Below are 26377 nucleotides of genomic sequence, written 5' to 3' on the forward strand. Positions count from 1 at the left end.
AAGAGAAGGGCTGACTACCCCGGTTGGCTGACAGGGCAAGGGAGATGAGATGACGGAGCAACATCCCGGGATGGATCAGGCCATTCTTGAGTTGAAGGAGTTAATGGGAAAGCGCTGCTCGACTGCAGCTGCCGTGCGGGAGCAGCACGGCAAGGATGAAAGCTGGCACTTCCCCAAGGCACCGGACGCCGTCTGTTTTGCACAGAATACAGAAGAAGTCTCCGAGATCGTCAAAATATGTGCGGCTCATAAAGTGCCTATCATTCCTTTCGGTGCGGGCACATCGCTTGAAGGTCATGTGAATGCGGTATCGGGCGGTATTTCGATTGATCTAAATGAAATGAACAATATCCTGCGGGTCGGCACGGAGGATCTGGATTGCACGGTTCAGCCAGGCGTACGGCGCAAGCAACTTAATGAGTATTTACGCGATACAGGCCTGTTCTTTCCCATCGATCCCGGCGCAGATGCCTCTATTGGTGGCATGGCGTCGACACGCGCCTCCGGAACGAATGCCGTGCGTTATGGCACGATGCGGGAAAATATCCTCAGCCTCAAGGTCGTGTTGCCGGATGGACGGATTATCTCGACGGGCCATCGGGCCAAAAAAAGCGCTGCGGGTTACGATCTGACCAAGCTTTACATTGGTTCGGAAGGGACGCTTGGTATCATTACCGAGATTACGCTCCGTCTATATGGAATTCCCGAAGCTATTTCGGCAGCCACCGTCTCTTTCCCGGATATTGAAGGCGCGATACAAAGTGTTATTCTGACGATACAGAGCGGCATTCCGGTTGCCCGGATAGAATTGCTGGATGACGTGCAAGTGGATGCCGTGAACCGTTACTCCAACCTTGATCTGCCGGTACAGCCGACGCTCTTCCTCGAATTTCATGGCAGCGAAGCTTACGTCAAGGAGCAGGCGGAGAAAGTAAGCGATATCTGTTCGGAGTTTGGTGCTGAAGGTTTTAAATGGACCACACAGGCAGAAGAGCGGACAAAACTCTGGCAGGCTCGCCATGATGCGGCCTATGCCGCCATGGCGCTTCGAAATGGTGCGCAAATATGGGCAACCGATGTCTGTGTTCCTATTTCACGCCTTGCGGATTGCATTCTGGAAACAAAAAAGGATCTTGCGGAAAGTTTCCTGATAGCCCCTTTGGTCGGCCATGTGGGTGACGGTAATTTTCATTTGTCATTCGTGATCAAGAAGGAAAATCCGGAAGAACTTGAGGAGGCCGAGCGCCTCAATGGTCGTTTGATTGAGCGGGCCTTGTCGATGGATGGGACCTGCACTGGTGAACATGGTGTGGGTCTCGGTAAAATGAAATATATGTACCGCGAGCATGGCGATGCCATCGATGTAATGGCCGCAGTCAAGCACGCGCTTGATCCGGATAATATTATGAACCCCGGCAAAATTATTCCGGCGCGAGCGGCGGAGTGATTTGAGTTAATGAACCGTAATTACTTGAGAGTGTTTTAATGTGCCGATAGCAGGTCATAGTAATGTTTTATCCGTGATCGGTTTTGATGCCGACGATACGCTATGGCAGAATGAATATTTTTTCCGGATGACAGAGGAAAAATTTGCGGCATTACTGAGCGACTATGCAGAGAGTGATCACATTACGGAAAGCTTGCTGGAGGCGGAGCGACGGAATCTGCAGTTTTACGGTTATGGAATAAAAGGCTTTACGCTTTCCATGATAGAGACCGCGATCGAGATCACTGATGACAAGGTTCCCGCAGCAGTCCTGCATGACATCCTGCGGGCCGGCCGCGAAATGTTGCGCCATCCTGTTGAAACATTGCCCCATGCGCGCAGAACCCTAATGGAGCTTTGTGGGCGCTACCGGCTTATCTTGATTACTAAGGGCGACTTGTTCGATCAGGAACGCAAGCTTGCGCAGTCTGGATTGGGCGAGTTGTTTGATGACGTTCAGATTGTCAGCGAAAAAACGACGGAGACCTATAAGAGGATATTTAGTAATGCAGGCATGGCTGCATCAACAAGTATGATGGTAGGGAATTCACTAAAAAGCGACGTCATTCCGGCAATTGAGGCTGGCAGTTTCGGTGTCCATGTGCCGCATGATCTAACATGGGTTCATGAGCATGCTGATATCCCGGTTGATGCGCCACGGTATCACAGTATTGAGCATCTTGGTGAATTGCCTGATTTAATTGAGAAGCTCAGATAATATTGCTCAACTATTTACGGCATGACTTGATTTTCAGGTTGCCCGGCAGAACTGTTTCCGGGTTTCCACAGGCGCCGTCAAGTTGCTCTTGCTCCAATCCTTTTGCGTTTTCAAGGTTCGCGCCGGATAAATTTGCTCCCCAGAAAGTTGCTTTGGAGAGCCGTGCTCCTGTCATGATCGTATTTACGAGTACTGCACGATAGAAATTTGCGTATCTCAGATCAGCATTCTCTAGGTGCGCCTCGGTCAGGTTGGTGCGTGTGAAGTTGGTTTCACCCAGCTCTGCTTTTGTCATTGTGGCGCCGGACATAATCGCCCGTTTAAAATTTGCTTCTGATACCTTTGCATTACTGAAATCCGCATTTTTCAGGTTGGCGCGCTTGAAGTTTGCTTTGCGGATATCCGCATTCTGGAACTTGCCGCCTTCAACATCGGCGCTGTCGAAATCTGCGCCTCGCAAGTTGGCATGTCGGAAACTCGCCCCCGACATCACAGCCTTTTCCATATCCGCATCCTGCAGAATGGCATATTCAAGATCAGCGGAGACAAGTGACGATTTTTCCAGGTCGGAGCGCCGCATGTCTGCCTCTGAAAGATCCGAATTGCTAAGGTCAATCTGCTTCAGCATGGAGTCACGCAAATTGGTATTTTTCAGCTGAGCGCCCTTCATGTCTTTGTATTGCAATTCAACCCCTCGTAAATCGCAATCACGGCAGTTGCCGCTTTCATTCAGCTTGTTCAGATCACTGGCTTCATAGGCATTTACGGAAGTGACGGTTGTAAATAGGAACACAGCGGTGGCAATTGACAATTTCATACGGAGGCTCCGGCAAACTGTAAAAAATTCTTTATAGTTTTCTATAAACTAACCCATAAAGTTGCGATTTCAATCACTCTTGATGTTTGACAGTATATAGTTCGCCTGTCACTATTTATCAAAAGTAAGAAGAATATTCTGCGTAACGGCGCATATCCAGTCAGCTTATATAGAAGGGTAATTCCAAATGATAAAAGCCGTCCTCTGGGATTTTGGCGGTGTACTCACGACGAGTCCGTTTGAGGCCTTTGCCCGATTTGAAACGGAACGCGGTCTGCCTGCGGATTTTATCCGGCGGGTTAATTCGACTAATCCCGACTCCAATGCCTGGGCAAAGTTTGAGCGCAGCGCGGTTACACTGGATGAGTTTGACAAGCTCTTTGAAGGAGAAAGCGGCGAGCTTGGCCATCCAATTCGCGGCACCGAGATAATCAAACTCCTAGCCGGAGACATTCGCCCTAACATGGTCAACGCGTTGAAGCTGTGCGGTGAGAAATATATCTGTACCTGTCTGACGAATAATGTCGCGGCGGGAAATGGACCCGGTATGACCCGGGACGCCGCCGCGCAGGCGGAAGTGGAGGCAGTAATGGGGCTGTTTCAGCAGGTTATCGAATCAAGCAAGATTGGCCTTCGCAAGCCGGATCCGCGTATCTATGAATATGCCTGTGAGCAGATGGGCGTCAAACCGGAAGAGGTTGTGTATCTTGACGATCTTGGCATCAATCTCAAACCGGCAGCGGCAATGGGCATGAAAACAATCAAGGTTGTCAATGAAGAGCAGGCCTTGCGCGACCTTGCGACGGCTTCTAACCTTTCTTTTTCCTGAGAGAACTTAGAGGCACTATTTTGTCTCCGCCCGGAAAACGCCGTCCCAATCGTCAGGCGGTGGTTCAAGTTTGAAGCTGTCAATTCGCTCCTGGTATAATTTGACGAATTTTTCCAGGCGAGGATTCAGTCCTGCGATAAATAACAGCTTTTCCTCGGCGCTATCCCATTTTTGGGCAAGATAGAGCTGAAGAAATGTTTCTATTGCTTCTTTAGCATTAATAAACTCGGTGTTTTGTGCATGCGCTTTGTCCCCAAGAAGCCCATAAATCTTCACCGCTTCCTCTTTTCCTTTCACGGCGATCAGGTCGAGCTCGATCATCGCATATTCCGGAATTGAGGTTGCGGTGCTCTCACCCATTATAATGCTGAAGCCATATTCCTTCGTTTGCCCTTCAAGGCGAGATGCAAGATTAACCGGATCGCCAAGAACCGAGTAGTCAAAGCGCTGCTCTGAACCAAGGTTTCCAACGATGCATACGCCTGTGTTCAGGCCAATGCCGACACGCAGTGCCTTGAAGGGGCGACCGTCCGCAACGGCTTCCGCCTCCAGCTCCTTATTCAGCGCCGCTAAACGGGTAATCATTTTCAGGGCGGCATCGACGCTATCTTTTGGATGCTGCGGGTTGTCAAGCGGGGCATTCCAGAAGGCCATAATGGAATCGCCCATATACTTGTCAATTGTGCCATTGTGCGCAAGAATTTCCCCCGTCATGGGAGTCAGGAAGCGATTGATAAGATGGGTTAGCCCTTGTGGGTCATGCTTGTAACCTTCTGAAATAACGGTGAATTCCCGTACATCACAGAACATAAACGTCATCTCCCGTTCCTCACCTCCCAAGACAAGGCTATCCGGCGAGGCGGATAGACGCTTGACGAGTTCCGGCGAGAGGTAATGGGCAAAAGCTGTCCGAATGCGGGTGCGTTCCTGTTCGGTCCCGCGATAATTGGAATACACCATCGTGATATAGACAAGGATGGAGACCGCGAGGGTATAGCTGACATCAATAAGGACGGAATTATAGACAAAGAAATATATTGAGGAGCCGATGGCAGTTACCGAAATAAAAACCAATAGTCCCAATGTCGTTCGGGCCCCGGCTAGGGGCACCAGTACAATCAGCGCCAACCCCGTCAACAATGTGCCCATCCATTCAAAAATGGCAATGAATTCAGGCCGGAAAAGATATGATTGCATCCATACATTTTCCAGCAATTGCAAATGCATCTCCACTCCCGGCAGATTGGATGTAAGCGGGGAGGCCCTTAAATCCTTGAGGCCTGTTGCAGATGTACCGACCAGAACCAGTTTTCCCTCAAATGCTTTGTCATCAATCTTGCCGTTGATGACATCAAGGGCCGAAACATAAAGTGTCGGATCGTATTCCGCATACTTGACCCAAACACGCCCGCGCGTATCAGTCGGGATAAGTGTTCCGGCGATTTTGAAGCCGATGATTCCGTTTTCATTGGTCTGGATGATAACGTTGCGACCCGTCGCCACTCGCAGCATATCAAGCGCCAGCGAAGGTATAATCTTTCCGTTGATCTGGTTAGCGAGGGGAATACGCCGGACAATACCATCGAAATCCTGATCCAAGCTGATCATTCCTCGCCCTGCGGCGGCTTCGTCCAGCTTATCAATATTGCCGATCAAGGCTGGATAATTTTTCAGGAATTTTTTTGGATCTTGCCCAAGCATGGCAAAGGAGGGAATACGTTCAAGACCAAGGTTGTTTGCGCCTTCACTTTCCGGGCTTACGGATATTCCGAGAACCACTCTGCTCTCACTAATTTCGCTTGCGAATTCATCATCGAAGGACGGCAAGTTCGCAAGTTGATCTTTAACCTCGGGCGGGAGTCCGGATATATTTTGCGCCATTTCCGTTGGCGACAATCGATCCGATTCGGCAAAAAGCATATCAAAACCAATTACAGCCGCTCCGCTTTTGGTCGCATTTTCTACGAGCTTTGCAAGGTAGGTGCGGGGCCAGGGCCATTGGCCAAGATTTAAAAGGCTGTTTTCATCGATATCGATAACAGCAACGGGACGTGGATATTGCACCTCCCGTGGTTGGGTTTGTTGATATACGTCAAAGATCCGATCCCGGAAATTGGAGAGAAAAGGCGGGTCGGAAACCTGAAGAAACAAGGCCGCCATTAACAGCATGAAGGCGGGCACTCGCCCTCCTCTGGCGAACGAGAGCCATTTGAAGGCTCCATTCCTTTTTTCAGCTTTTTTTGCCGGGGTGGTTGGCGCCATACAGGGATTGGCCTTTTTCTTGGTTCATTAAACTAAGCAGATCGTAAACCATAACAAATAGTTGCATTAACTATGATTGAGAAAAATTTTATGAAATTTGTCCAAAATATGGCATAGTTCTTCTATAAAGCTTACATTACTTCGCTGTTTGCCAGATAAGTTTTTTTTCGACAATAGTTTGCGCAGCTTTTTTTATGATTATTACTTGGTCGCCTGGTGAAATGGATTTGCAAATTCAGACCATATGGTGAACATTTTTATTGTTGGGGCGTGTGAGATGAAACAGGGATTTTCAGTAGACCTCGACACCAAGGCACTTGCCGAATATCAGGCGCCTGACCATGGGGCGATCCAGATTGGTGATGAGATCAAACCGCTTATTGCGGTTTTTGGTCGTGATGGCGTCGACCTGACCCTGACGGACGATGTCGGCAACTACATTATTATACATGATTATTTTGTGTCTGGGCCGGGCGCGGACCTTTTAACCGCGGGCGGTGCGCGAATACCGGCGGATCTGGTTAGCAAGCTGGCTGGCCCGGGACCAATCGCACAATCTTCTGGAACGCTGAGCGACGCCGGAGGACCGATCGGTGAAGTAACGGCCTTGACCGGCACCGTAACAACGCGCCATACAGATGGGACCGGTGAAGAGTTGGTCCAGGGGGCAACGGTTTTCCAGGGCGATGTGATTGAGACGGAATCGGGCTCGTCTTTTATCATCGTATTTGCTGATGACACGCAATTTACGATGGGCGAAAACGGGCGCGCGGTTCTCGATGAAATGATATACGACCCGTCAGCCGGGAGCGGGAAATTTGGTGTCTCCCTTCTACAGGGCGTTTTCTCCCTCGTCAGTGGCCAGATTGCCAAGGACGACCCTGAAAATGTCGACGTGCGAACCCCCGTTGGCACGATTGGCATTCGGGGTACAAGCTGGTCGGGCAACGTAAAGAGCATTGGTGAAGAATCAATTTTCACGCTCTTTACCGGCGCCATTGTGATTACGAACGAGGCGGGCTCACAAGTCCTGAACGTGGCTAACCAAACTGTTGTCGTCACAAGTTTTTCCACCTTGCCAAGCGTGCCTTTTATCCTGACGGGTGAGCAGCTTTTCAATATTTATGGCGAAGCGCTAAGGCTGGTGAATCCGGACTGGTTTAATGAAGAGGATGATTTCGATCCTGATGAAATCAACCCCGAAGCAGGTCGCCGGGCGCAATCAGGCGGCGGCGCCAACTTCCAGCAATACAGTGAGGGTGGAATTGATGGGGGGCTCTCTATTGGTGATCTGTTGAAGGCGGGTGGATTACTGGATGGGACAGATCTCAGGTTTCGCGATTTCAGTGAAGATGATGAAATTGTGGGGCTGGGTCCGCAAACGAGTCTGAGCGTTGTTTCGGTTGTCGATCCGGAATCCGGGAATCTCAGCAGTTTCCAAATTGTCATAACGTTGAATGAACCAACCGACCTCCCCGTTACGATTACTTACGAGATCAGGGGCGGATCTGCTTCTCAATCGGATTCGGGGCTTCCCGGTGACGTGGATTTCGTCAGCAACGGGAATGGCACCATTGTGATTCCGCCCGGTTCAACCCAGGCTGTGTTCACAGTTGAGGTGATCGATGACGATGTAATTGAAAATCTGGAATTCTTTATTGTCGCGCTGACAGGGGCCGACAATGCGGATATTGATGTCACGTCCGGGCAGGCGCTTGTCGTTATCACGGATGATGATATTGGCGTTGTCACGCTCTCCGATGTGACCGTTGGCGGTACGCCAGTCGGCGGGGGTGAAATTACTGTCGGGGAGGGTGCAGGTGTTCTCTCCTTCGCCCTTACACTTGATAAAGCTGTTGCACCAGGTGTGACGGTAAGCGTCGACTACGCGATTACCGGCAGTACGACGGCTGGCAGCGACTACCTGGTCGACGGTGTGCAAAGAATTACGTTTAATGGCGGGACCACCGGACTCGCGCCGGGATCAACCGTGACTGTCAATATCCCGATAATTGATGACAATCAGTTTGAAGGAACGGAAACCCTGACGCTTACCCTTGTGGGTGCGTCAAGTAATGCGGTTATAGATGGAACTGATAATTCCGTCACACTGACCATAGAAGACAATGATGATCCAGTGATTGTTGATGAAGGAACCTCTGCGAACCTGGTGGAGGCTGTCGATGGGGATGGCATTGAAGGAGCCACTATCGGAATTGGGGGAGGCAGCGGAGAAATTGCGTCTGTTACTTTCGACACTGCACAACTGGATTTCGATGCGGCGAACCTGACTTCCCAAGGCAATCCAGTCTCTCTCAGCGGGCTTGGCACGAATGTTGTTGTCGGCACGGCCGGCGGGGAGACGGTTTTTACGGTTACGCTGAATACGGACGGGACATATGATGTGTCACTGGACGGCCCGATTGATCATATTGACGGTGCAGGCGGAAATCTCTCCACTCTTGCGTTCAGCCTTGCGATAACCGTACTTGATGTAAACAGTTCATCGGCGTCAGGCGCCATAACAATTGAAGTTGAGGATAGCGCGCCGATACTGGGTGCTGCATTGGCTATCAGTGTTGACGAAGATGACTTGCCGAACGGAAGTGACCTGACCCCGGACGCGACAAGCGCAAGCGGTACGGCGGAAATAGATTTCGGACTTGATGGTGCGGGGACGGTTACTCTCGATATTAGCGGGTTGCCGGAAATTATGTCTGGCGGCGATCCCGTTTTTTATGAGGTTATTACTCTTGCTAATGGCGTTACCCAACAGGTTACAGCAACGGCCTTTCCTGACGGTGGTGCGCCGCGTTCGGTTTTCGTCCTCGAATTCGGGCCAACAGGATCGAGCGATGACTATGGATATACACTTACCCTGAACGATGTTGTCGATCATGCGGGCGGGGGCCAAGACGCGCTGGACCTTCCTTTTGGCTATGATGTTGTGGATCAGGACGGCTCGAGCGTCAGTGGATCCTTTGTTGCCTCGATAATGGATGACGTGCCGATTGCCGCCCCGGATGCGGTGGATTTACCCGCACCGACATTACCGACCTATAATCTTGTCTTTGTCCTGGATACGTCGGGTTCGATGAACGAGGCGGTGTTGGGAAGCTCACAAACCCGCATCGAGGTTTTGCGAGAAGCCGTCAGCAATGTGCTTACTGAGTATAATCAGGTTTCAAGCAATCTGAATATTTCTATTATCGCCTTTGCTGCCGCGTCGTCGGTGGTGTTTCAAGGGGAGTCGGTCGCGGCCGCACAGGATTTCATTAACAATCCGGCCAACCTTGTTCCAAGCGGCACGACAAACTATGCCGCAGCCGTTAGTAATACTGAAGATGGGGCACAGGGAATTCTTGAGGCACAGCTCGCGGATCCGTCGCTTTCAGGATATGCGTCAAATGTCTATTTTATCTCGGATGGTGAGCCAAGCGCGAATCTTGAGGTCCCGACAGCGGGCGGCAATGAGTGGCAGGAATTTGTCGACAGCAATGATATCGAAGTTATTGCCGTTGGCCTGGGCGCTGGAATCAGTACAACAGAGCTTGCCAAGGTCGAAAACGCTGGCGATGCGCCGACGCTGGTTGTTGATCCTAATGATCTGGAGACAGTCCTCGTTGATACGGTTCCGGTTGTGGAGATTGATAACGTGGTCAGTTCCGGGTCTGTCGATCGCCTGGGGGCGGACGACGGAACACTCACCTCGCTGATCTACAATGGCGCTGAGTACGATATTCCGCAAAATGGCGATCCACTTATCATTGAGACCACGCTCGGTGGGATGCTCTCCATTGATGCGGAAGGTAACTACACCTACACCGCCCCCTCTCAGGCAAATCCCGGCGAAATGGAAAGTTTCGAATATGTCCTGACCGACGGGGATAATGATACAAGCAGCGCGATTCTGTCCTTTACCTTCGTGGAAGATGGAGAAGGTGCCTTTGCTGCGTTCTCGGCATTCACGCCGGCTGCAAGTTCATTCGTGATCAATGACGAAAATCTTGCACTTTTTGGAACGAGCGCTGGCGAGACAATTATTGGCCAAAGCGGCGATGACCTTCTTCAGGGCAACGGCGGAGATGACATTCTGACCGGTGGGCAGGGCGCGGATATTTATGTCTTTACGGGCGCGGATAACGGGGCCGTAACCATAACTGACTTTGACTCGTCGGAAGATGTGATTAATCTCGACCAGATTTTCGATGATCTTGGCATTCTGGCTGAAAATCGAAGCGCCGGGGATGCGTGGCAGTTGGCGGAAGCTGACGGAAGGGCAACCCTGACATTCCTGGTCGCCAATGGACCCACCATTACGATCGATAATTATGTAAATCCCGATGTGCAGGCATTGGAAGATATCGCAGCGCGGATTGTTGTTGACGAATCCTAGGAACGGGATTTGTGCTGGCGTGATTTAAGCTCGGTTATCTTCCGTTCTTGCCATTCTTTTCCATGATGGATTCCGGTAAAAACCCGAATCCCTTCCATTAACAGGGAAATGGTAAAACCTGCTGCGGGCCAGAGAAACCACCAGTAATCGGGAGATGTCGCCATATTTATGATGAAAAGCAGTAGGGTAATTGCTCCAAAAGCAGTGGCCCGCCGGTAGAAGGCAGCTTGCCGTTTGACATAGGCGCGAATTTTCCTGTCATCTTCGGTTTCTTCCTGTGAGGTATCGGTAGAATCAGGGCGGGAAGCCGGAATTTCCATATGGACGTTTGGCATCTCAGTAAGCATGAGTGAATAAACAGGAACCGGCTCAGCGATATTTTTGACAGCTTTATTTCCTAGGAATTTAAACTGTTTCGGCAGTTTGTTTTTGACCTGTTCGAAAACTGAACCCGATATGCAGATTCCGCCAACGGGCGCCATTGACTCCAATCTGGCGGCCACATTCACTCCTTCACCAAAGATGTCGTCACCCTCAATCAGGACATCACCAAGATTAATGCCGATACGATAGAGCATTTGATCTGCGGGGGATAAGGATACATTATCCTCATTTATCTTGTTTTGGACCTCAACGGCGCATTGCACGGCATTTACCACGCTGGTAAAATCACATACAAGCCCATCGCCGGTCATGTTGACGATCCGTCCGCCGTACTGGGCAATGAAGTTGCTGAAAATCTCTCGTGTGGCTTTTAATCTGTCGAGAGTTTCCCCTTCATTCTTATTCATGAGGCGGCTGTAGCCCGCAACATCTGCACAGAGGATCGTAGTCAGTTTCCTCTCGGTCCTGGAGTTCATGGGGTTTCTATCTCCAGTTCAATTCAGGGATGGCACTTAATGGTCTGACGCCGAGACAAATTTTTTCTCAAGCCCCGTAGAATGCGAGAGACCTTTCGGAGTTAGAACTATCTTGTCTTCCCAGTTATCTTTTACAAGGCCTTTTCGGCAGAGCGCGGTCCAGACAGATTTATTGTTCAATCCGCTGGCATCGCGGGTTCCAACGACATATTCACCAACATGCATGTGATCTCCGTGTGCATGCGGGAGGCGGGTAATATGAACATCTCCGTCATCACCTTCGGGACTTGAACTGTCTGGATCGCGTGCCAGGATCTGTAAAAGGGTCAGCGTTTTGCTTTGCAAAGCGTTCAATTTAATCCGTTTTTCAACCACGATATTGCCTGACCTATGCTACCTAAATTATATTTTTGCGAGAAATTCGGCGATTGCCTGGCCAATCTCATCCGGACTGTCTTCCTGAATGAAATGCAGCCCCTTTACAGTTACTTCTGTTTGATTAGGCCAAGTGCGGCAGAATTCCCGCTGAGGTCCGACGAGGATTGAGCCCGGGTCAGCGTTCACAAAGAGCTTGGGTAAATCCGTTGAGCTGAGCCAGCTTGAATAGTCATCAACTATTTTAACAACGTCATCGGGCTCCCCGGCGATGGGAATCTGTCTTGGCCAGGTCAGGGTTGGCCGCCTGTCTTCCCCGGCATTTCGGAACGGGCGGGTATATTCACGCTGTTCCTCTTCCTCCAGTGTCCGGATGATAGAAGTCGGGAGAACCCTTTCAACAAAGATATTTTTCTCAAGGACTAATTCTTCTCCGGCTGGACTACGAAATGCCTGAAAAATATTCCGCGCGGCTTCGGGCCAATTATCCCAACTTGGGATTGGCTGGACAATCGCCTCCATATAGGCAATGCCTTTCATTGCCGACTGATTCTGATACGCCCAGTCAAAACCCAAGGCAGATCCCCAGTCATGAACGACCAGGGTCACATTCTTGTCGACCATCAGGTATGCGAGAAGGTCCTGCAGGAATGCGCGATGCTCTTTGAACGTATAACTATCCGGTCCACTCTCCGGCAATTTTTCTGAATCGCCCATACCGATCAGGTCGGGCGCAATCAGGCGTCCGCGTCCTTCGAGATGCGGCATGACATTGCGCCATAAATAGGAGGATGTCGGATTCCCGTGCAGGAACACAATCGGGTCGCCCTCACCCTCCTCGATGTAAGACATTTTAAGACCTCGGATCGTCGCCGATTTCTTTTTATATCTGCTTGCTGTCGTCATATTATGCCGGTCTCCCTGATTGCACCTTGAATGAGATGGAGCAATAAAGCATTGGCCGGATAATAACGCGAGGGGGTAAAATTGCGCAACAAAAGAAGTTGCGACCTAATAGAGGCTCTTGATCAGCGCGTTAAACAGAATCGGGAAAGGAGGAGTCGAATTTTTCCCGATAGGTTGTCACAACCTTTTTTAGGTCATCTATTGACAGTCCGTCACGCTTAAGGACCGCGAGCATGACTGGATCCGACAACAGGTCTTTTAACGCAGGCTCAGGGTATTTCTGCACACCGGTTTCCATTTACTACCTCCTTTTGCCCTGCCTTCGCCGGGCGCGATCTCTAATTAGAAGAAGGTTGAGTCATTTCTATGACACTAATCTGTTTTTCTTAAACCAAATGTGTAAATAAAGCGCTAATTTTTGGGCGGAGTTGTTTCGTCCTCATCGTGGGTAGGAGACAGCTTTTTCTGATCAAGTGTGGTTTTTCCGCGCTGTATCTGATCTTTTTCCTGTTTTTTCTGCTGGGATGTCCTGCCAAAGCGCACTCGATTGTTCCGAGCCAGCTCTTCAGCCTTTTTCCGGCCCTGCTTTTTCCGAAACTGGTTCAGATTGACAACATCACCCATATCGCCGTCGACCCTATGCTGGTTAATTTCTTGAGACTTTATATAGGGTCGCAATGAGCAGTTCTCAAAGGGATATTTTTGGATACTCTCCTTGTTCATTGTCTTTTTCCAACAGTTCTTCGAGCACATAGAGGCGGATCGAACTGGAAAGGTTGCCGATCCGCGTTGCGTCTATCTCTGTAAGCAGTTCATTGATGCTCATTTGCTGACGCTGTGCGCTCGCCCGGATCAGGTCCCAGAATTTCTTCTCAAGTGAAATACTGGTACGGTGCCCTGCGATGCTAACCGAATGCTTGACGAGCTGTGCTGGCGCCACTTTTGAAATATCAGGCGTTGGCGCCATCTTTTTTCCGAGCGAAGAAATCATTTCCTTTATCATCCGTTACGATAAAGGCCGGGAAATCCTCCACCTCGATCCGCCAGATCGCTTCCATGCCAAATTCTTCAAAAGCCTGCACTTCAACCTTCTTGATGTTGTTTTGAGCAAGGATTGCCGCGGGGCCGCCAATGGAGCCGAGGTAAAAGCCGCCGTGCTTATTGCAGGCGTCGACAACGACCTTACTCCGGTTGCCTTTGGCCAGCATGACCATACTTCCGCCTTCTGCCATGAACTGATCTACATACCCGTCCATACGGCCAGCCGTTGTCGGACCGAATGAGCCGGAGGCATATCCTGCGGGCGTTTTGGCGGGTCCAGCGTAGTAAATAATATGATCCTTGAAGTACTGTGGGAGCCCTTCGCCATTCTCCAGCAACTCCCGCAGCTTCCTGTGGGCGAGATCACGAGCGACAATGATTGTTCCGCTCAGGCTTAGCCGTGTTTTGATTGGATATTGAGAGAGTTTTGTCAGAATCTCCTTCATTGGCGCGTTCAGATCGACCTTGACGACTTTGCTGTCGAGATCAGTATCAGTAACCTCGGGAAGATATTTAGCCGGATTCGTTTCTAACTGCTCGATAAAGACGCCATCTTTGGTGATCTTTCCTTTCACCTGCCGGTCGGCGGAACAGGAAACTCCGATACCGATGGGTACACTGGCGCCGTGACGCGGCATGCGGATAACCCGCACGTCGTGGCAGAAATATTTGCCGCCGAACTGGGCGCCGATGCCAATATTCTGGGAGATTTTATGGATTTCCTTTTCCATTTCCAAGTCACGGAAAGCGCGGCCATGTTCATTGCCGCTTGTTGGCAGCTCGTCATAATACTTTGTCGAGGCAAGCTTGACCGTTTTCATCGTATCCTCGGCAGAAGTGCCGCCGATCACGACCGCAAGATGATAGGGCGGGCAGGCTGCGGTACCGAGAGACATCATCATTTCCTCGATAGAGGGAACGAGACGTTCCGGTGTCAACACACTCGGCACCGCTTGATGCAGAAAGGTCTTGTTGGCAGAACCGCCACCTTTAGCAACAAATAAAAATTCATATTCATTACCGTTGGTCGCGTAAAGATCAATCTGGGCCGGGAGGTTCGTGCCTGTATTCTTCTCCTCAAACATGCTGAGGGGGGCAAGTTGGGAATAACGCAGGTTCGTTTCGGTGTATGTCTCGAAAACCCCGCGGGAGAGCTGTTCCTTGTCTGTGCCATCCGTCCATACATACTGTCCTTTTTTGCCCATGATGATGGCGGTGCCGGTGTCCTGACATCCAGGTAGAACCATCCCGGCCGCGATATTCGCGTTTTTCAGGAGTTCCGTCGCCACGAACTTATCGTTCTCAGAAGCTTCCTCATCTTTCAGAATATTTGCAAGCTGCTCCAGGTGCTTTGGGCGCAAAAGATGTGCGACATCATGCATTGCAGTTGCTGCGAGCAGGCTTAAGGCTTCGGGCTCTATTTTCAGGACCTCCTTACCATCAACCTTTATTGTCGAAACATGCTCCGACGTCAGTTTGCGGTAGGGCGTGCTATCTTTTCCAAGGGAGAACACTTCCTGATAATGAAATACGGGCATGGACAGGCTTTCATTCTGTGAACGAAACAGGGAACTTTGACGGGTAATTTAGCTATTTTTTGCGAAAGGCATCAAGGGTAATTATTTCCCCTTGCTTTTCCGGTGGTTGCTCCGTTTCGCCCGCAGTCTCTTCCGAAGTTTTATCGTCACTGTCGTCGTGCATTGGCTCGGCTTCGGCGTCCGCTAGAGTGGTTGAGAATTGCAAGCCAAACTGGACGGATGGATCCGCAAATGCCGTCAGCGCATCAAAGGGAACTTTGAGCGTTTCCCGTTTATGATTAAAGCTGAGGTCGACAGTAAAATAATCTGGCTCCACCACGATGTCCCAGAACTGATGCTGGAGAACAATCGTCATCTCGTCCTTATAACGCTCCGCGAGGTGGCTGGGCACGGAAACGCCGGGAAAGCGTGTCTTGAAGGTGATGTAGAAATGCTGATCCCCGGGCAGGCCATATTCGGCTGCATGACGAAGCGAATTACGGACAACGTCCATAAGCGCCGTTTCAACCATTTTGGTATAATTGATTTCGTCATTCATATGCTGAATAGTCCCCACCTCCAACTTGCTACGCAAAAATAAGTGAAGGGGCTTCTGTTGCCAGGTGCCCCTCCGAACCCCGTGTAGTGCGATTAAGCAGCTACGGCAAATGCTTCGTTATTATCGTTAGCATTTATAGATTTGACCCCGTTATACGGTGGTATCATGCCGGGCAAAAATTACATCTTTACTGCGCGCGTCGAGCCTATTTCGCCCCCATCAGAAAGACAGCCGATGAGTTGTCTATCGCTGTCTTTATGGTGGAGGCGCCGGGTACCGCCCCCGGGTCCGCAACGGTTATTCCATGCAACGTTTATCGCCATAGTTGGTTGCCCAACATCTGTAATATAATTCTTTTGGTTTGAATTTGAAAGGGGGCAGTGCGTCTAAATTTAAAGTGCCTGCTTCCGTTCGAGCACGATAAAGCTGTGATCGAACATGTCTTTTCCCGATTTTGGGTGGAATTCATTCGAAATTTCCCGCCATTCACCAGTATTGAAATCAGGAAAAAAGGTATCCCCGTCAATAGTTGCATGGACCCTAGTCAGGTAAATTCTATCAATTTGATCAAGGCATTGGCGGAATATTTCAGCGCCACCGATGACGACGACTTCGTCGGTCTTCATTTGTTTGGCTGTTTCATTCCCGATTTCGAGCGCTGACTCAAGGGAATGGGTAATAATGGCGCCTTCTGCCGTGAAATCCGGATCACGGGAGATGACAATGCTGGTCCGGCCGGGCAGTAGCCCCGGCAGAGACTGAAATGTCTTTCTCCCCATAATAATCGGCTTTCCCATGGTCGTTTTCTTGAACCATTTCAGGTCATTCGAAAGGCGCCAAGGAAGACCGTTGTCAGCACCGATAACCTGATTCTCGGATACGGCGACAATAGCAGAGAGGATAATATTCGTCATTGTGGCTAGACCGCGACTTTTGCCGGGATATGCGCCGCCGCCTCATAACCGCTAAGCTCGAAATCGTCGAAGGTGAAATCGAAAATATCCTTGATGTCCGGATTGATTTTCATGGAGGGAAGCTTGCCTGGTATCCGCGACAACTGGGTGTCGGCCTGTTCCAGATGATTGGCGTATAAATGTGTATCGCCAAAACTATGAATGAACTCCCCGGGCTCCAATTCGCAAACCTGCGCTACCATCAGTGTCAAAAGGGAATAGGAGGCGATATTGAAGGGAACGCCCAAAAAGACATCGGCGCTTCGTTGGTAAAGCTGGCAGGAAAGCTTGCCGTCGGCAACATAGAACTGGAACAGGCAATGACAGGGGGGAAGGGCCATATTATCCACCTCAGCCGGGTTCCATGCGCTGACAAGCAACCGTCTCGAATTGGGGTTTGTTTTAATCTGGGTGATGAGATTGGATATCTGGTCAATCGTTTGACCGTCGCTCGCAGGCCACGATCGCCATTGCGAACCATAAACCGGCCCGAGTTCGCCATTTTCATCCGCCCATTCGTCCCAGATTCGCACGCCGTTTTCCTGAAGATACCGGACATTGGTGTCCCCGGCCAGAAACCACAAAAGCTCATGAATGATAGATTTCAGGTGCAGTTTCTTCGTCGTCAGCATCGGAAAACCTTCCGCCAGGTTGAACCGCATTTGATAGCCGAAAATGCTATAGGTTCCGACGCCGGTTCGGTCTGCCTTAAAAGTGCCCCTCTGACGTACGGTTCGTAGGAGATCGAGATATTGCTGCATCCGGTGAAGCCCTGGAAACGATATAAAAGAGACTGGCAAGATAAAGCAATTCACCCCTGATTGTCAGTAGTCAATCCAGGTAATTTTCACTCTATCTTTTCATCAAGGAAGGCGCGGCCTTCCCGGTCCTCAATTTCGAGAACCCAGAGGTCGGGATCATTCCTGATCTGGCGTGCGATATAGGCGTCGGCGCTTTCTTCTTCGACCCAGTCAGGTCCGGTTCCTTTCAACCACATCCGTGAGCCGTCCTCAAAATTCGTTGTTGGCGATAAAACCATACAGCCCGGCCCCAGCCGGTTGATTTTTATGAGAACAGAGCCCGCGGTGTCATCGCCCCGTCGGGTGACCATAACTGGAACATTGAGTAACGAACATTTTCGGATATGCGCTTTAACCCAGAGTTCTGCTTTCAGGCGAGGTTCCAGTGATTTGTCCTTTCTCAGTCAGCGTCCAGCATTCCGGCAATAAGTATCTCATCACGAAGGCGTAGCAGGCGATTTCTGCCTCGCAAATCCGATTTCTTTTCGCATTGGCGGGCAGCATCTTCAAGAATATTACATGCCTCCGCGCCATACTTTTCCATGTAATGGACTGCAACGCGACCGGTTAGATCATGAATTTCGCGAACTTCCCTCATCTTGCCAGCAATTTGACCTCCTGATGGCGGGGACAGCTTACCACATGATCGTTGACCATGCCGACAGCCTGCATAAAGGCGTAAACGATAGTCGGGCCAACAAATTTGAAACCACGCTTCTTCAAATCCTTCGAGATTGTTCGGCTGAGTTCTGTTTCTGCCGGAACATCGGCCATTGAGGCCCTGTCATTTTGTACGGGTTGTCCCTCAAGATAATCCCAGAGGAGGCGTGAAAACCCGTTTTCTTTCTCCTCAATCTCGAGGAACAGCTGTGCGCCTTTTATGGTCCCGAGAATTTTGGCCCGGTTGCGGACTATGCCGCTGTCCTGCATCAATGCTTCCACCTTCTTATCGTCATAACTTGCGATGAGTTCCGGGTTGAAATTGTTGAATGCAGCATGGAAATTGTCCCGTTTTCGCAAAATCGTGATCCATGAGAGGCCCGCCTGAAATCCGTCCAGAATCAGTTTTTCATAAAGGGCGCGGCTGTCATACTCCGGCACGCCCCATTCTTCATCATGATAGGCTTTATAAAAGGGGTCATCCCCATACCAGGTGCAGCCACTCATTTCTTACTCCCCTCAGTTATGTACTTTTAGCCATTCTTCTATCAGTGCAGTGAAGCGGGCACCATCGAAGCTATCAAAATGCCCGCCGTGAACAATACGCGGCGATAAGGCACGAAGCCGGAGCATGGAGGCATGATAGTCATCGAGGTTGGAATGATAGACATTCTCGACGAGCGGTCCGTCATAAATAGTGTCGCCCGAAAAGAGAATGCCGGTTGCTTCTTCATAAAGCGCGATCCCGCCCGGCGAATGTCCGGGCAGGTGGAAGACCCTGAACCAGCGATCCCCGAGGTCTAAAATGTCTTCATCCTCAAGGAAATACGTTACCGGCGCGGTGCGAATCGAATAAAGATCTGATCGATAAGGCACAGGGGGAAGGTTGTCGAATATATCGTCCGTCGCATAATCTTCGGCGAGTGTATTGGCTCGTGTTGGATGGTTAAGAATATCGGCTTCCAGGCGATGGGCGGCGCGGGTGTCAAATTCGTGATGGCAGCCGATGTGATCGAAATGACTGTGGCTGGCAACGGCCGTCAGCCGCTTTTCAGTCACCAACGATACATGTTCCCGCAAGCTGACAACCCCCATACCGCTATCGACAAGCGCATCCCGGCCGCGACCGCGGATATGCCATATATTGCAGCGATAAAAGGGCTTGATATGGGGCTCGTCAATCAAGGTTATGTCATCCCCGACTTTTTGAACCCGATACCAGTTATCGGCAGCTACGCGAATCATAGATCACTATTCATCTACTCCGGATTGAAGCAGACAGCTTCAATCTTATTGCCGTCAGGATCAAGCACAAACGCGGCGTAATAATTCTCTTCATAGTCTCGTTTGCCCGGTCCGCCGTTATCCGTGCCACCGCTGCTCAGTGCCGCCGCGTGAAACGCATGAATAGAGCTTCGGTCAGGGGCGCGAAAGGCACAGTGAAAGCCTTCTGCATGGCCGATATCCTTATGTTCGATCAACCAGAAAAATGGGTTTTCCCGCGACGGACCATAGGCAATACTTTCACCATAATCGGCAACCCTCTTGAAGCCGATCGTTGATAAGATCGCATCATAAAAATTTTTGGATTTTTCCCGATCCGTAATTCCGATGGATACATGGTCCAGCATTTCTGACTCCCATATAAAATGTTCATGATTTGTTCTATTTTTATAGAGTGGAACATCAGGCATTGCAAGTGCGTAATCGTCAGTATTTTTAAGTTATAGGCAGTTTGATATATTCGGGTTGAATCAGCTTGACGCCTGCCGGTTTGAGCGCTGCAAAATCTTCCGGCAAATTCTCAAGACGAACCAGCGCGATGCCCTGACCATTCGAGAAAGATCTTACTTCAGCGATTTCACGGTCATCCAGTGTGATCTTATCCCCGGGTTTGAGCGTTCCGTCAAAGGCAACGCGGAACAAGCGTTTTTTTATTTTTGCGCGGTGTTTTGTGCGAGCGGTCAGCTCCTGACCTACATAGCAGCCCTTACTGAAACTGACCCCATTCAGTTCCTCGAAATTTGCTTCCAGCAGGAAGTTCTTCTCCGGGATAATATCCTGTCCTCCTTCAGGTATTCCAAGTTGGAGGCGATGGGCGTCATAGGTACTTTCGCCCTTTATTATCGCATCAGGAAAGGCTTCTGAGAGGTTAAAGTTCGGTGTCGCTATTATTCGGACGCCAAGAGCCGCATTTCGAGGATCAACGAGATATAGATTATCGCCATTTTGGATAACGGTCCCGGCTTTCTCGGGTAAGTTTGCCGCTTTATTTGCGCCGTCTCCATAAAGGGCGAAAACCTTACCTTCCTTTTCGCTCAAGGCGACTTCAGATCGGAGTTTATAGAGAGTTAGGCGGCGGACCAGATCATCTTTTCGGTCTGTGGTACAATCGATCAGGAAGGCATCGCCCTGTTTCACGATAATAAAATCATGCAGGAATTTCCCTTGCGCGGTCAGAAGCGCTGCATAAAGACACTGTGACTCACTCACCATTTTCATGTCGTTGGTCACCAGATTTTGCAAGAAATCCCAGACATCCTTGCCTGTCAGGACAAGGACTGTCCGCTTTTCTAAAGCTGTGATATTCAATTCCGACATAAAATCAGGCCCAATTCAGGATTTGTCACCAATCTCTATGCCAGAGTTAAGCTACGACTGTACCCTTGGCAAGAGCCGGGCTGCGTATTATGAAGAAATGCGCAAAGCAACATACAGATTAAATGGAATTCTCAATGGGTCAGCAGAATAGCGAAAATGGAGTATCATCAAGCAAAACAGAGCGGTCTGCGCTTACCTTGCGGCGACCCGATGACTGGCATACGCATTTGCGAAGCGGAGACATGCTCAAGGCCGTTACGCCTTACACCGCACGGCAGTTCGCTCGCGCAATTGTAATGCCCAATCTTGTGCCGCCCATTACGACGATTGCCGCTGCGGAAGAATATCGATCAAAGATTCTCGCGGCCTTGCCGTCCGATGTTGATTTTACGCCGTTGATGACCTGCTATCTGGCAGACAGTATCGCTGCAGCGGAAGTGGAAAAAGGCCATCAGGAAGGCGTCTTCACTGCGGCAAAACTTTATCCTGCCAATGCAACGACGAATTCCAGCCATGGTGTCACCGATATTCGCCTTATCTATCCGGTACTTGAGGCGATGCAGCGCGCCGGAATGCCGCTTCTGGTGCATGGGGAAGTGACGGATCATGAAGTTGATATATTTGATCGGGAGGCGGTCTTCATCGAGCGGGTGTTAAGTGGGCTGTTAAAGGATTTTCCGGAGTTGAAGCTGGTGTTCGAGCATATTACGACGGCAGAGGCCGCCGCCTTTGTTGCCGAGAGTGGGCCTAATGTTGCAGCGACAATCACACCGCATCATCTAACGTTCAACCGAAACGCAATTTTCAAGGGCGGTATCCGGCCGCATTTATATTGCCTGCCCGTTGCCAAGCGTGAAAAGCATCGACTGGCACTGCGGAAGGCGGCTACCTCCGGGTCGACGAAGTTTTTTCTTGGTACCGACACCGCTCCGCACGAAGCAAGGGACAAAGAAACTGCATGTGGCTGTGCGGGACTGTTTAACGCACCTTATGCAATGGAGAGCTATGCGACAGTTTTCGAGGAGGAAGGCGCCCTTGATCAACTGGAAATGTTTGCTTCAGTGGCGGGCCCCACCTTCTACGGCCTGCCACTTAATGAAGAGCAGGTAACTCTGGAGCCGATTGAGACGAAGGTGCCGGACTATATTGACATACCGACAGGACGTCTTGTGCCCTTCCATGCCGGGGAAAAGCTGAAATGGCGGTTTAAGGCGGGCAGCGGCACATATTAGCGACGCTGCCCGAAAAACCTAGGCCTGTGCGATAGACCGATACAACTCCACGCCTTCCTGGGCATAGGTATTCGCGTCTTCTACCGCGTGAGAAATTGAGCTGAGGTTTTCGTTAATATCCCCAACCGCCGTTGCCGCAGATTGCATGCTCACGGTAATTTCCTTTGTTGTGGCCGTCTGTTCTTCAACCGCGCCGGCAACCGCGGCAACGCTTGCTTCAACCGCGACGATGGCCGTTTTGATGCTGTTAAGGTTGTTTACGACATTTTCACTGATGGATTGCATTCCATTGATTTCGGATGAAATCTGGTTAGTTGCACTTCCCACCTGATTGGCGAGCGATTTGACTTCGGCGGCGACGACGGCAAAGCCCTTGCCCGCCTCTCCGGCGCGCGCAGACTCAATGGTGGCATTCAGGGCCAGCAGATTAATCTGACCTGCGATATCCTGAATAACCTCGATGATATTGCTCATTGCCTGGGCGGCGTTGCTCAGTTCCTTGGTTGACTGATCAGCATTGCCGACTTCTCCGTTTGCTTTGTCTACCTCGTCTTTCGATGAATTCATGCTACGGGCAATTTCATATGCAGAGGATTGGAATTCTTCTGCGGCTGCTGCTACAGACTGCACGGTTTGCAATGCCTGTCCCGATGCCGATGCCGCGGATGTGGCCTGCTGGTTTGCATCGCGAACAGACACCAGGATTTTTTCAAGATTCTCGTCCACAACCTTTCCAACACGGGCGGCTTCATTGCGGGCTGATACCTGCTCCGTTATATCAGTTGCTATTTTTACGACTTTAATCGGCTTGCCGTTTGGATCGAAGATCGGATTATAGGACGCCTGTATCCAGACTTCCTTGCCGCCTTTTCCGATACGCTTGTATTCTGCTGATTGGAACTCTCCGCGTCCGAGAGCTTTCCAGAAGTCCTGATATTCCTTGCTGCTGGCGAAGGCGGGATCCACGAATTTGCGGTGATGTTCCCCGCGGATTTCCTCAATCTGGTATCCCATGACATCCAGAAAGTTCTGGTTGGCGTCAATGATGGTTCCGTCGAGATTAAAGGAAATAACGGCCTGCGATTTACTGATGGCGTCAATCTGCCCCTGATAGCTCGCGGTTTGTAGTGTACGAGCCGTTATGTCGGTTGCCATTTTTACGACTTTAATCGGCTTGCCGTTTGGATCGAAGATCGGATTATAGGACGCCTGTATCCAGACTTCCTTGCCGCCTTTTCCGATACGCTTGTATTCTGCTGATTGGAACTCTCCGCGTCCGAGAGCTTTCCAGAAGTCCTGATATTCCTTGCTGCTGGCGAAGGCGGGATCCACGAATTTGCGGTGATGTTCCCCGCGGATTTCCTCAATCTGGTATCCCATGACATCCAGAAAGTTCTGGTTGGCGTCAATGATGGTTCCGTCGAGATTAAAGGAAATAACGGCCTGCGATTTATTCATCGCATCAATCTGTCCCTGATAACTGGCGTTCTGCAATATGCGGGCTGTGATGTCAGTCGCATATTTGACAATTTTCGTTACTTCGCCTGCCTTGTTCAAGATCGGATTATAGGACGCCTGTATCCAGATCTCCTTGCCGCCGTTTCCGATACGCTTATATTCGGCCGCCTGGAATTCTCCACGACTGAGAGCGTCCCAGAAGTCTTTGTATTCCTTGCTGTTGGCGAAGCCAGGTTCAACGAATATACGATGATGTTTCCCCTGAATTTCTTCCATCCGGTATCCCATGGCATCCAGGAATGCCTGGTTCCATCGGTCTTGAATTGAATAATAGCTTGCGATTTATTCAGAGCGGCGAGCATTGCATTCATCTCGCGGACACTGTAACCGCTTTTGTTAGCGCCGGTCGTATCTTTGGAATTACGACCGTTTGTAAAGTTAAACATGGCTGGGCCTCCATATTACAAATAAAGAACAGATAGGATTTTATCTGTTCCCTAAAATCCAAAAACTATTTCTTGGTGGAGACATTAAGCTTAATAATCTCTAAAAAATGGTTAATTTTTAACTTTATACTTAAAGTGTACTTATATAAATAAGACACTGTTCAAATTTTAGATTGATGTGCACGACAATTTCTATTTTTTGATGTACTTATAGTACAGTATTAAATTAACAAAAAGTACTATTAGTTAAATTTATTGTATTATTGATTTAAAAAATCAAATTCTTCGTTATATTTCATAGTAAAAAGAATTGAAAATGTGAATATATGCGCAGGCATGCAGATTGCGAAATTGTAATACCCAATCTTGTGCCACCAGTTACAACAATTGCGGTTGCGGATGAATATCGATAACAGATTCTCGCGGCCTTGCCGCTGAATGAGGGGAAGGTCGTGTCAGAACGCATGGAGAATGCAGTTCGCCGGTTCCCTCGCGACATAAAGGCAGACATACTTATGTCGCAACCCGGTCAGGCAATCTGCTCTTCGGTCTCCGGTCCGATAAAATCCACATGAATATGATTGCCGTCCGGATCGAAGATATTGACCTGAAGAATGCCGAACTCAGGCACGCGATCCAGTCTGTAATCTACTCCCTTATCCTCAAGGACTTGAACGAAGGAAGTCAAGCCCGCCGCGGAAAAGGCAAAATGCTCGAGTTTGGGATCCTCGCCTGCCGCCGGTTTGTCGACCCCAATCAAATGCACCGCCGCCTGTTCGCCCGTATAGAGTCATGCACCGGGAATTCGAAAGGGAGGTCGCTTCCCAAGTGTCATTCCAAGAATGTCCTGGTACCAGGCGACCATGTTTTTAAGATTAGCCGTTCGGATATTGACGTGATCTAGGGGCCCCAACTGCATATTCTTCCCTCTTCCGGATATTATCCGGATTGTAGGCCGTTTTTATGTCTCCTCCAACCCGTTTTCACATCGTGGGAAAGGGTGTTCGGTTTGACAGTTTTTCTGACCCTAGCTCAATGCAGCTTGTACTCACCATCGGTGAAGCGGAGTTCGTTGGGGTAGATGAGTTTATTTGAGGCGAAGCGAACAGAATGCAGGCGGCCATCCAGTTCCTTTTCCCAAAAATCTAGGAATTTTTTGAGGGTTGGGTATTTTGGGTCCAAGTCATAATCCTGCCAGATATAAGTCTGCAGAAACTCCGGGTAATCGGGAAGATGATATAGTATTTCTGCGGTTGTCAGAACATAACCGTTCAGCTTTTTCTCCATTTCAAACATATGCAACTCCAGTTCCATTAACGCGACATAGGAAGTCTCAATTGCTTAATGTTACTAATAGTAAAATATATACATTAAAAAACAATTGCTTATATAAGTTAGTGGTTCAATAGAGACGCTGAACAGGCTATAACGTGACCAACAGAGACCAATAAAAAAGGAAAATACGATGAGCGATACCTTCAGGGCACTGGTGATTGAAGATCAGGACGGGAAGCAGAAGGCGGTATTCAAAGACCTAACCGTCGCGGATTTGCCGGATGAAGATGTGCTCGTCGAAATATCATACTCTACACTCAATTATAAGGACGGCCTCGCCGTTTCCGGCAAAGGCATTGCCCGCCGCTTGCCGATGGTTGGCGGTGTTGATCTTGCGGGAACCGTGCTGGAAAGTGCCTCAAGTGATTTTAAGCCCGGTGACAAGGTAGTCGTAAATGGTTACGGGTTGTCGGAGCTTTATTGGGGTGGCTACAGCCAGAAGCAAAAACTCAAGTCCGAATGGCTGATAAAATTACCGGACGCTTTCACTATGCAGGAAGCAATGGCAATCGGTACGGCAGGATACACATCCATGCTATGCGTGCTCGCACTGGAAAAAGCGGGCGTGACGCCTGACAAGGGCGATATATTGGTAACAGGTGCGGCAGGTGGCGTTGGTTCCGTCGCAATAGCCCTTCTTTCCAAGCTCGGCTATCGGGTAATCGCGTCAAGCGGTCGACAGGAAACGCACGACTATCTGAAGAAGCTTGGCGCGGCCGAAGTTATCAGCCGCGAAGAAACAATGGGGAAAGGGCGCCCGTTCGACAAGGAGCGGTGGGCCGGAGCTGTTGACTGTGTAGGAAGCAATATCCTTGCGGCGGTGATCGCGCAGATCAACTATGGCGGCGCGGTTGCGGCTTGCGGACTTGCGGGTGGTAATGACCTGCCGACATCAGTCTTGCCATTCATTCTTCGCAGCGTGTCCCTTCTTGGCGTGGACAGCGTCATGGCGCCACGGGAAAAGCGGGAAGAAGCCTGGGCAAGGCTCGCCAAGGATCTTGATAAATCATTGTTTGAAGACATGATCCGCGTTGAGCCAATGAGTAACCTGCCCACTCTTGCTGGGGAAATTCTCAAAGGTCAGGTTAAGGGGCGCGTGGTAATCGACGTCAACGCTTGATCTGGA

The 26377-nt window shown here is 50.0% G+C and carries 27 protein-coding genes and 1 other RNA gene; 6 read left to right on the plus strand and 22 right to left on the minus strand.

Annotated features, from left to right (window positions below; translation table 11 throughout):
* Positions 1 to 49 precede the first annotated feature (49 nt).
* Both AACZ19_RS10185 and AACZ19_RS10190 read left to right on the plus strand, forming a co-directional pair.
* On the plus strand, positions 50 to 1447 hold the full coding sequence (locus AACZ19_RS10185) for an FAD-linked oxidase C-terminal domain-containing protein (RefSeq protein ID WP_339633563.1): 1398 nt from the start codon (positions 50 to 52) through the stop codon (positions 1445 to 1447).
* Positions 1448 to 1487: 40 nt separating this feature from the next.
* Complete coding sequence (locus tag AACZ19_RS10190; RefSeq protein WP_339633565.1) at positions 1488 to 2204, plus strand: HAD family hydrolase; 717 nt, start codon at positions 1488 to 1490, stop codon at positions 2202 to 2204.
* A 10-nt stretch (positions 2205 to 2214) separates the two neighbouring features.
* Here AACZ19_RS10190 and AACZ19_RS10195 read toward each other — a convergent pair whose 3' ends face one another.
* The gene (locus tag AACZ19_RS10195; RefSeq protein WP_339633567.1) at positions 2215 to 3021 is read right to left on the minus strand and encodes a pentapeptide repeat-containing protein; all 807 of its coding nucleotides are present in this window, start codon (positions 3019 to 3021) and stop codon (positions 2215 to 2217) included.
* A 187-nt stretch (positions 3022 to 3208) separates the two neighbouring features.
* Between AACZ19_RS10195 and AACZ19_RS10200 the strand changes: the two genes are divergently transcribed.
* Positions 3209 to 3850 (plus strand): HAD-IA family hydrolase, encoded by a 642-nt coding sequence (locus AACZ19_RS10200; protein ID WP_339633569.1) that lies wholly within the window; start codon positions 3209 to 3211, stop codon positions 3848 to 3850.
* Between the two features lie 15 nt (positions 3851 to 3865).
* On the opposite strand, the gene AACZ19_RS10205 is transcribed toward AACZ19_RS10200, so the two are convergent.
* Positions 3866 to 6031: an adenylate/guanylate cyclase domain-containing protein gene (locus AACZ19_RS10205; RefSeq protein ID WP_339633571.1), complete on the minus strand. Its 2166-nt coding sequence runs from the start codon at positions 6029 to 6031 to the stop codon at positions 3866 to 3868.
* Between the two features lie 358 nt (positions 6032 to 6389).
* On the opposite strand from AACZ19_RS10205, the gene AACZ19_RS10210 reads away from it, so the two are divergent.
* Positions 6390 to 10508, plus strand: a complete 4119-nt coding sequence (locus tag AACZ19_RS10210; protein ID WP_339633573.1) for a Calx-beta domain-containing protein — start codon at positions 6390 to 6392, stop codon at positions 10506 to 10508.
* Here the strand turns inward: AACZ19_RS10210 and AACZ19_RS10215 are convergent.
* From AACZ19_RS10215 to AACZ19_RS10295, 17 genes are all read right to left on the minus strand, one after another.
* Positions 10505 to 11368: an adenylate/guanylate cyclase domain-containing protein gene (locus AACZ19_RS10215; protein WP_339633575.1), complete on the minus strand. Its 864-nt coding sequence runs from the start codon at positions 11366 to 11368 to the stop codon at positions 10505 to 10507. The two genes, AACZ19_RS10210 and AACZ19_RS10215, sit on opposite strands and share 4 nt — an antisense overlap.
* A gap of 36 nt (positions 11369 to 11404) precedes the next feature.
* Positions 11405 to 11743 (minus strand): hypothetical protein, encoded by a 339-nt coding sequence (locus AACZ19_RS10220; protein WP_339633576.1) that lies wholly within the window; start codon positions 11741 to 11743, stop codon positions 11405 to 11407.
* A 27-nt stretch (positions 11744 to 11770) separates the two neighbouring features.
* Positions 11771 to 12649, minus strand: coding sequence for a haloalkane dehalogenase (locus AACZ19_RS10225; RefSeq protein WP_339633578.1), 879 nt, complete (start codon positions 12647 to 12649; stop codon positions 11771 to 11773).
* A 130-nt stretch (positions 12650 to 12779) separates the two neighbouring features.
* Complete coding sequence (locus AACZ19_RS10230) at positions 12780 to 12947, minus strand: hypothetical protein (protein WP_339633580.1); 168 nt, start codon at positions 12945 to 12947, stop codon at positions 12780 to 12782.
* A 113-nt stretch (positions 12948 to 13060) separates the two neighbouring features.
* Positions 13061 to 13273 (minus strand): DUF4169 family protein, encoded by a 213-nt coding sequence (locus tag AACZ19_RS10235; protein WP_339633582.1) that lies wholly within the window; start codon positions 13271 to 13273, stop codon positions 13061 to 13063.
* 64 nt (positions 13274 to 13337) lie between these two features.
* Positions 13338 to 13616 carry a ribbon-helix-helix domain-containing protein gene (locus AACZ19_RS10240; protein ID WP_339633583.1) on the minus strand — a complete coding sequence of 93 codons (279 nt, stop codon included), beginning with the start codon at positions 13614 to 13616 and terminating at the stop codon, positions 13338 to 13340.
* Positions 13600 to 15228 carry a fumarate hydratase gene (locus AACZ19_RS10245; protein ID WP_339633585.1) on the minus strand — a complete coding sequence of 543 codons (1629 nt, stop codon included), beginning with the start codon at positions 15226 to 15228 and terminating at the stop codon, positions 13600 to 13602. Before AACZ19_RS10245 ends, AACZ19_RS10240 begins: the two co-directional genes overlap by 17 nt.
* Before the next feature lie 52 nt (positions 15229 to 15280).
* On the minus strand, positions 15281 to 15766 hold the full coding sequence (locus tag AACZ19_RS10250) for a ClpXP protease specificity-enhancing factor SspB (RefSeq protein WP_339633587.1): 486 nt from the start codon (positions 15764 to 15766) through the stop codon (positions 15281 to 15283).
* Positions 15767 to 15807: 41 nt separating this feature from the next.
* Positions 15808 to 16143: a transfer-messenger RNA gene (ssrA, locus tag AACZ19_RS10255) on the minus strand.
* Between the two features lie 15 nt (positions 16144 to 16158).
* On the minus strand, positions 16159 to 16680 hold the full coding sequence (locus tag AACZ19_RS10260; protein WP_339633589.1) for a dihydrofolate reductase: 522 nt from the start codon (positions 16678 to 16680) through the stop codon (positions 16159 to 16161).
* A gap of 5 nt (positions 16681 to 16685) precedes the next feature.
* Positions 16686 to 17480, minus strand: coding sequence for a thymidylate synthase (locus AACZ19_RS10265; RefSeq protein WP_339633591.1), 795 nt, complete (start codon positions 17478 to 17480; stop codon positions 16686 to 16688).
* An 86-nt stretch (positions 17481 to 17566) separates the two neighbouring features.
* Positions 17567 to 17923: a DUF1491 family protein gene (locus AACZ19_RS10270; protein WP_339633731.1), complete on the minus strand. Its 357-nt coding sequence runs from the start codon at positions 17921 to 17923 to the stop codon at positions 17567 to 17569.
* A complete protein-coding gene (locus tag AACZ19_RS10275; RefSeq protein WP_339633593.1) occupies positions 17920 to 18117 on the minus strand; it encodes a hypothetical protein in 198 nt (65 codons plus the stop codon). Before AACZ19_RS10275 ends, AACZ19_RS10270 begins: the two co-directional genes overlap by 4 nt.
* Positions 18114 to 18686 (minus strand): DNA-3-methyladenine glycosylase I, encoded by a 573-nt coding sequence (locus AACZ19_RS10280; RefSeq protein WP_339633595.1) that lies wholly within the window; start codon positions 18684 to 18686, stop codon positions 18114 to 18116. Before AACZ19_RS10280 ends, AACZ19_RS10275 begins: the two co-directional genes overlap by 4 nt.
* Before the next feature lie 12 nt (positions 18687 to 18698).
* A complete protein-coding gene (locus AACZ19_RS10285) occupies positions 18699 to 19424 on the minus strand; it encodes an MBL fold metallo-hydrolase (protein ID WP_339633597.1) in 726 nt (241 codons plus the stop codon).
* Between the two features lie 14 nt (positions 19425 to 19438).
* Positions 19439 to 19810: a VOC family protein gene (locus AACZ19_RS10290; RefSeq protein ID WP_339633599.1), complete on the minus strand. Its 372-nt coding sequence runs from the start codon at positions 19808 to 19810 to the stop codon at positions 19439 to 19441.
* An 88-nt stretch (positions 19811 to 19898) separates the two neighbouring features.
* A complete protein-coding gene (locus AACZ19_RS10295) occupies positions 19899 to 20780 on the minus strand; it encodes a hypothetical protein (RefSeq protein WP_339633600.1) in 882 nt (293 codons plus the stop codon).
* A gap of 134 nt (positions 20781 to 20914) precedes the next feature.
* On the opposite strand from AACZ19_RS10295, the gene pyrC reads away from it, so the two are divergent.
* Positions 20915 to 22012: a dihydroorotase gene (pyrC, locus tag AACZ19_RS10300; protein ID WP_339633602.1), complete on the plus strand. Its 1098-nt coding sequence runs from the start codon at positions 20915 to 20917 to the stop codon at positions 22010 to 22012.
* Positions 22013 to 22030: 18 nt separating this feature from the next.
* On the opposite strand, the gene AACZ19_RS10305 is transcribed toward pyrC, so the two are convergent.
* The 3 genes from AACZ19_RS10305 to AACZ19_RS10315 form a co-directional block, all read right to left on the minus strand.
* The gene (locus tag AACZ19_RS10305; protein WP_339633732.1) at positions 22031 to 23812 is read right to left on the minus strand and encodes a PAS domain-containing methyl-accepting chemotaxis protein; all 1782 of its coding nucleotides are present in this window, start codon (positions 23810 to 23812) and stop codon (positions 22031 to 22033) included.
* 633 nt (positions 23813 to 24445) lie between these two features.
* Entirely contained in the window at positions 24446 to 24682 is a 237-nt protein-coding gene (locus tag AACZ19_RS10310) for a hypothetical protein (RefSeq protein ID WP_339633603.1), read from the minus strand.
* A gap of 266 nt (positions 24683 to 24948) precedes the next feature.
* The gene (locus AACZ19_RS10315; RefSeq protein WP_339633604.1) at positions 24949 to 25212 is read right to left on the minus strand and encodes an aspartate-semialdehyde dehydrogenase; all 264 of its coding nucleotides are present in this window, start codon (positions 25210 to 25212) and stop codon (positions 24949 to 24951) included.
* Positions 25213 to 25381: 169 nt separating this feature from the next.
* On the opposite strand from AACZ19_RS10315, the gene AACZ19_RS10320 reads away from it, so the two are divergent.
* Positions 25382 to 26371, plus strand: a complete 990-nt coding sequence (locus tag AACZ19_RS10320) for an MDR family oxidoreductase (RefSeq protein ID WP_339633606.1) — start codon at positions 25382 to 25384, stop codon at positions 26369 to 26371.
* Positions 26372 to 26377: the final 6 nt, after the last annotated feature.

Source organism: uncultured Sneathiella sp. (genome assembly GCF_963973085.1).
GTDB lineage: Bacteria > Pseudomonadota > Alphaproteobacteria > Sneathiellales > Sneathiellaceae > Sneathiella.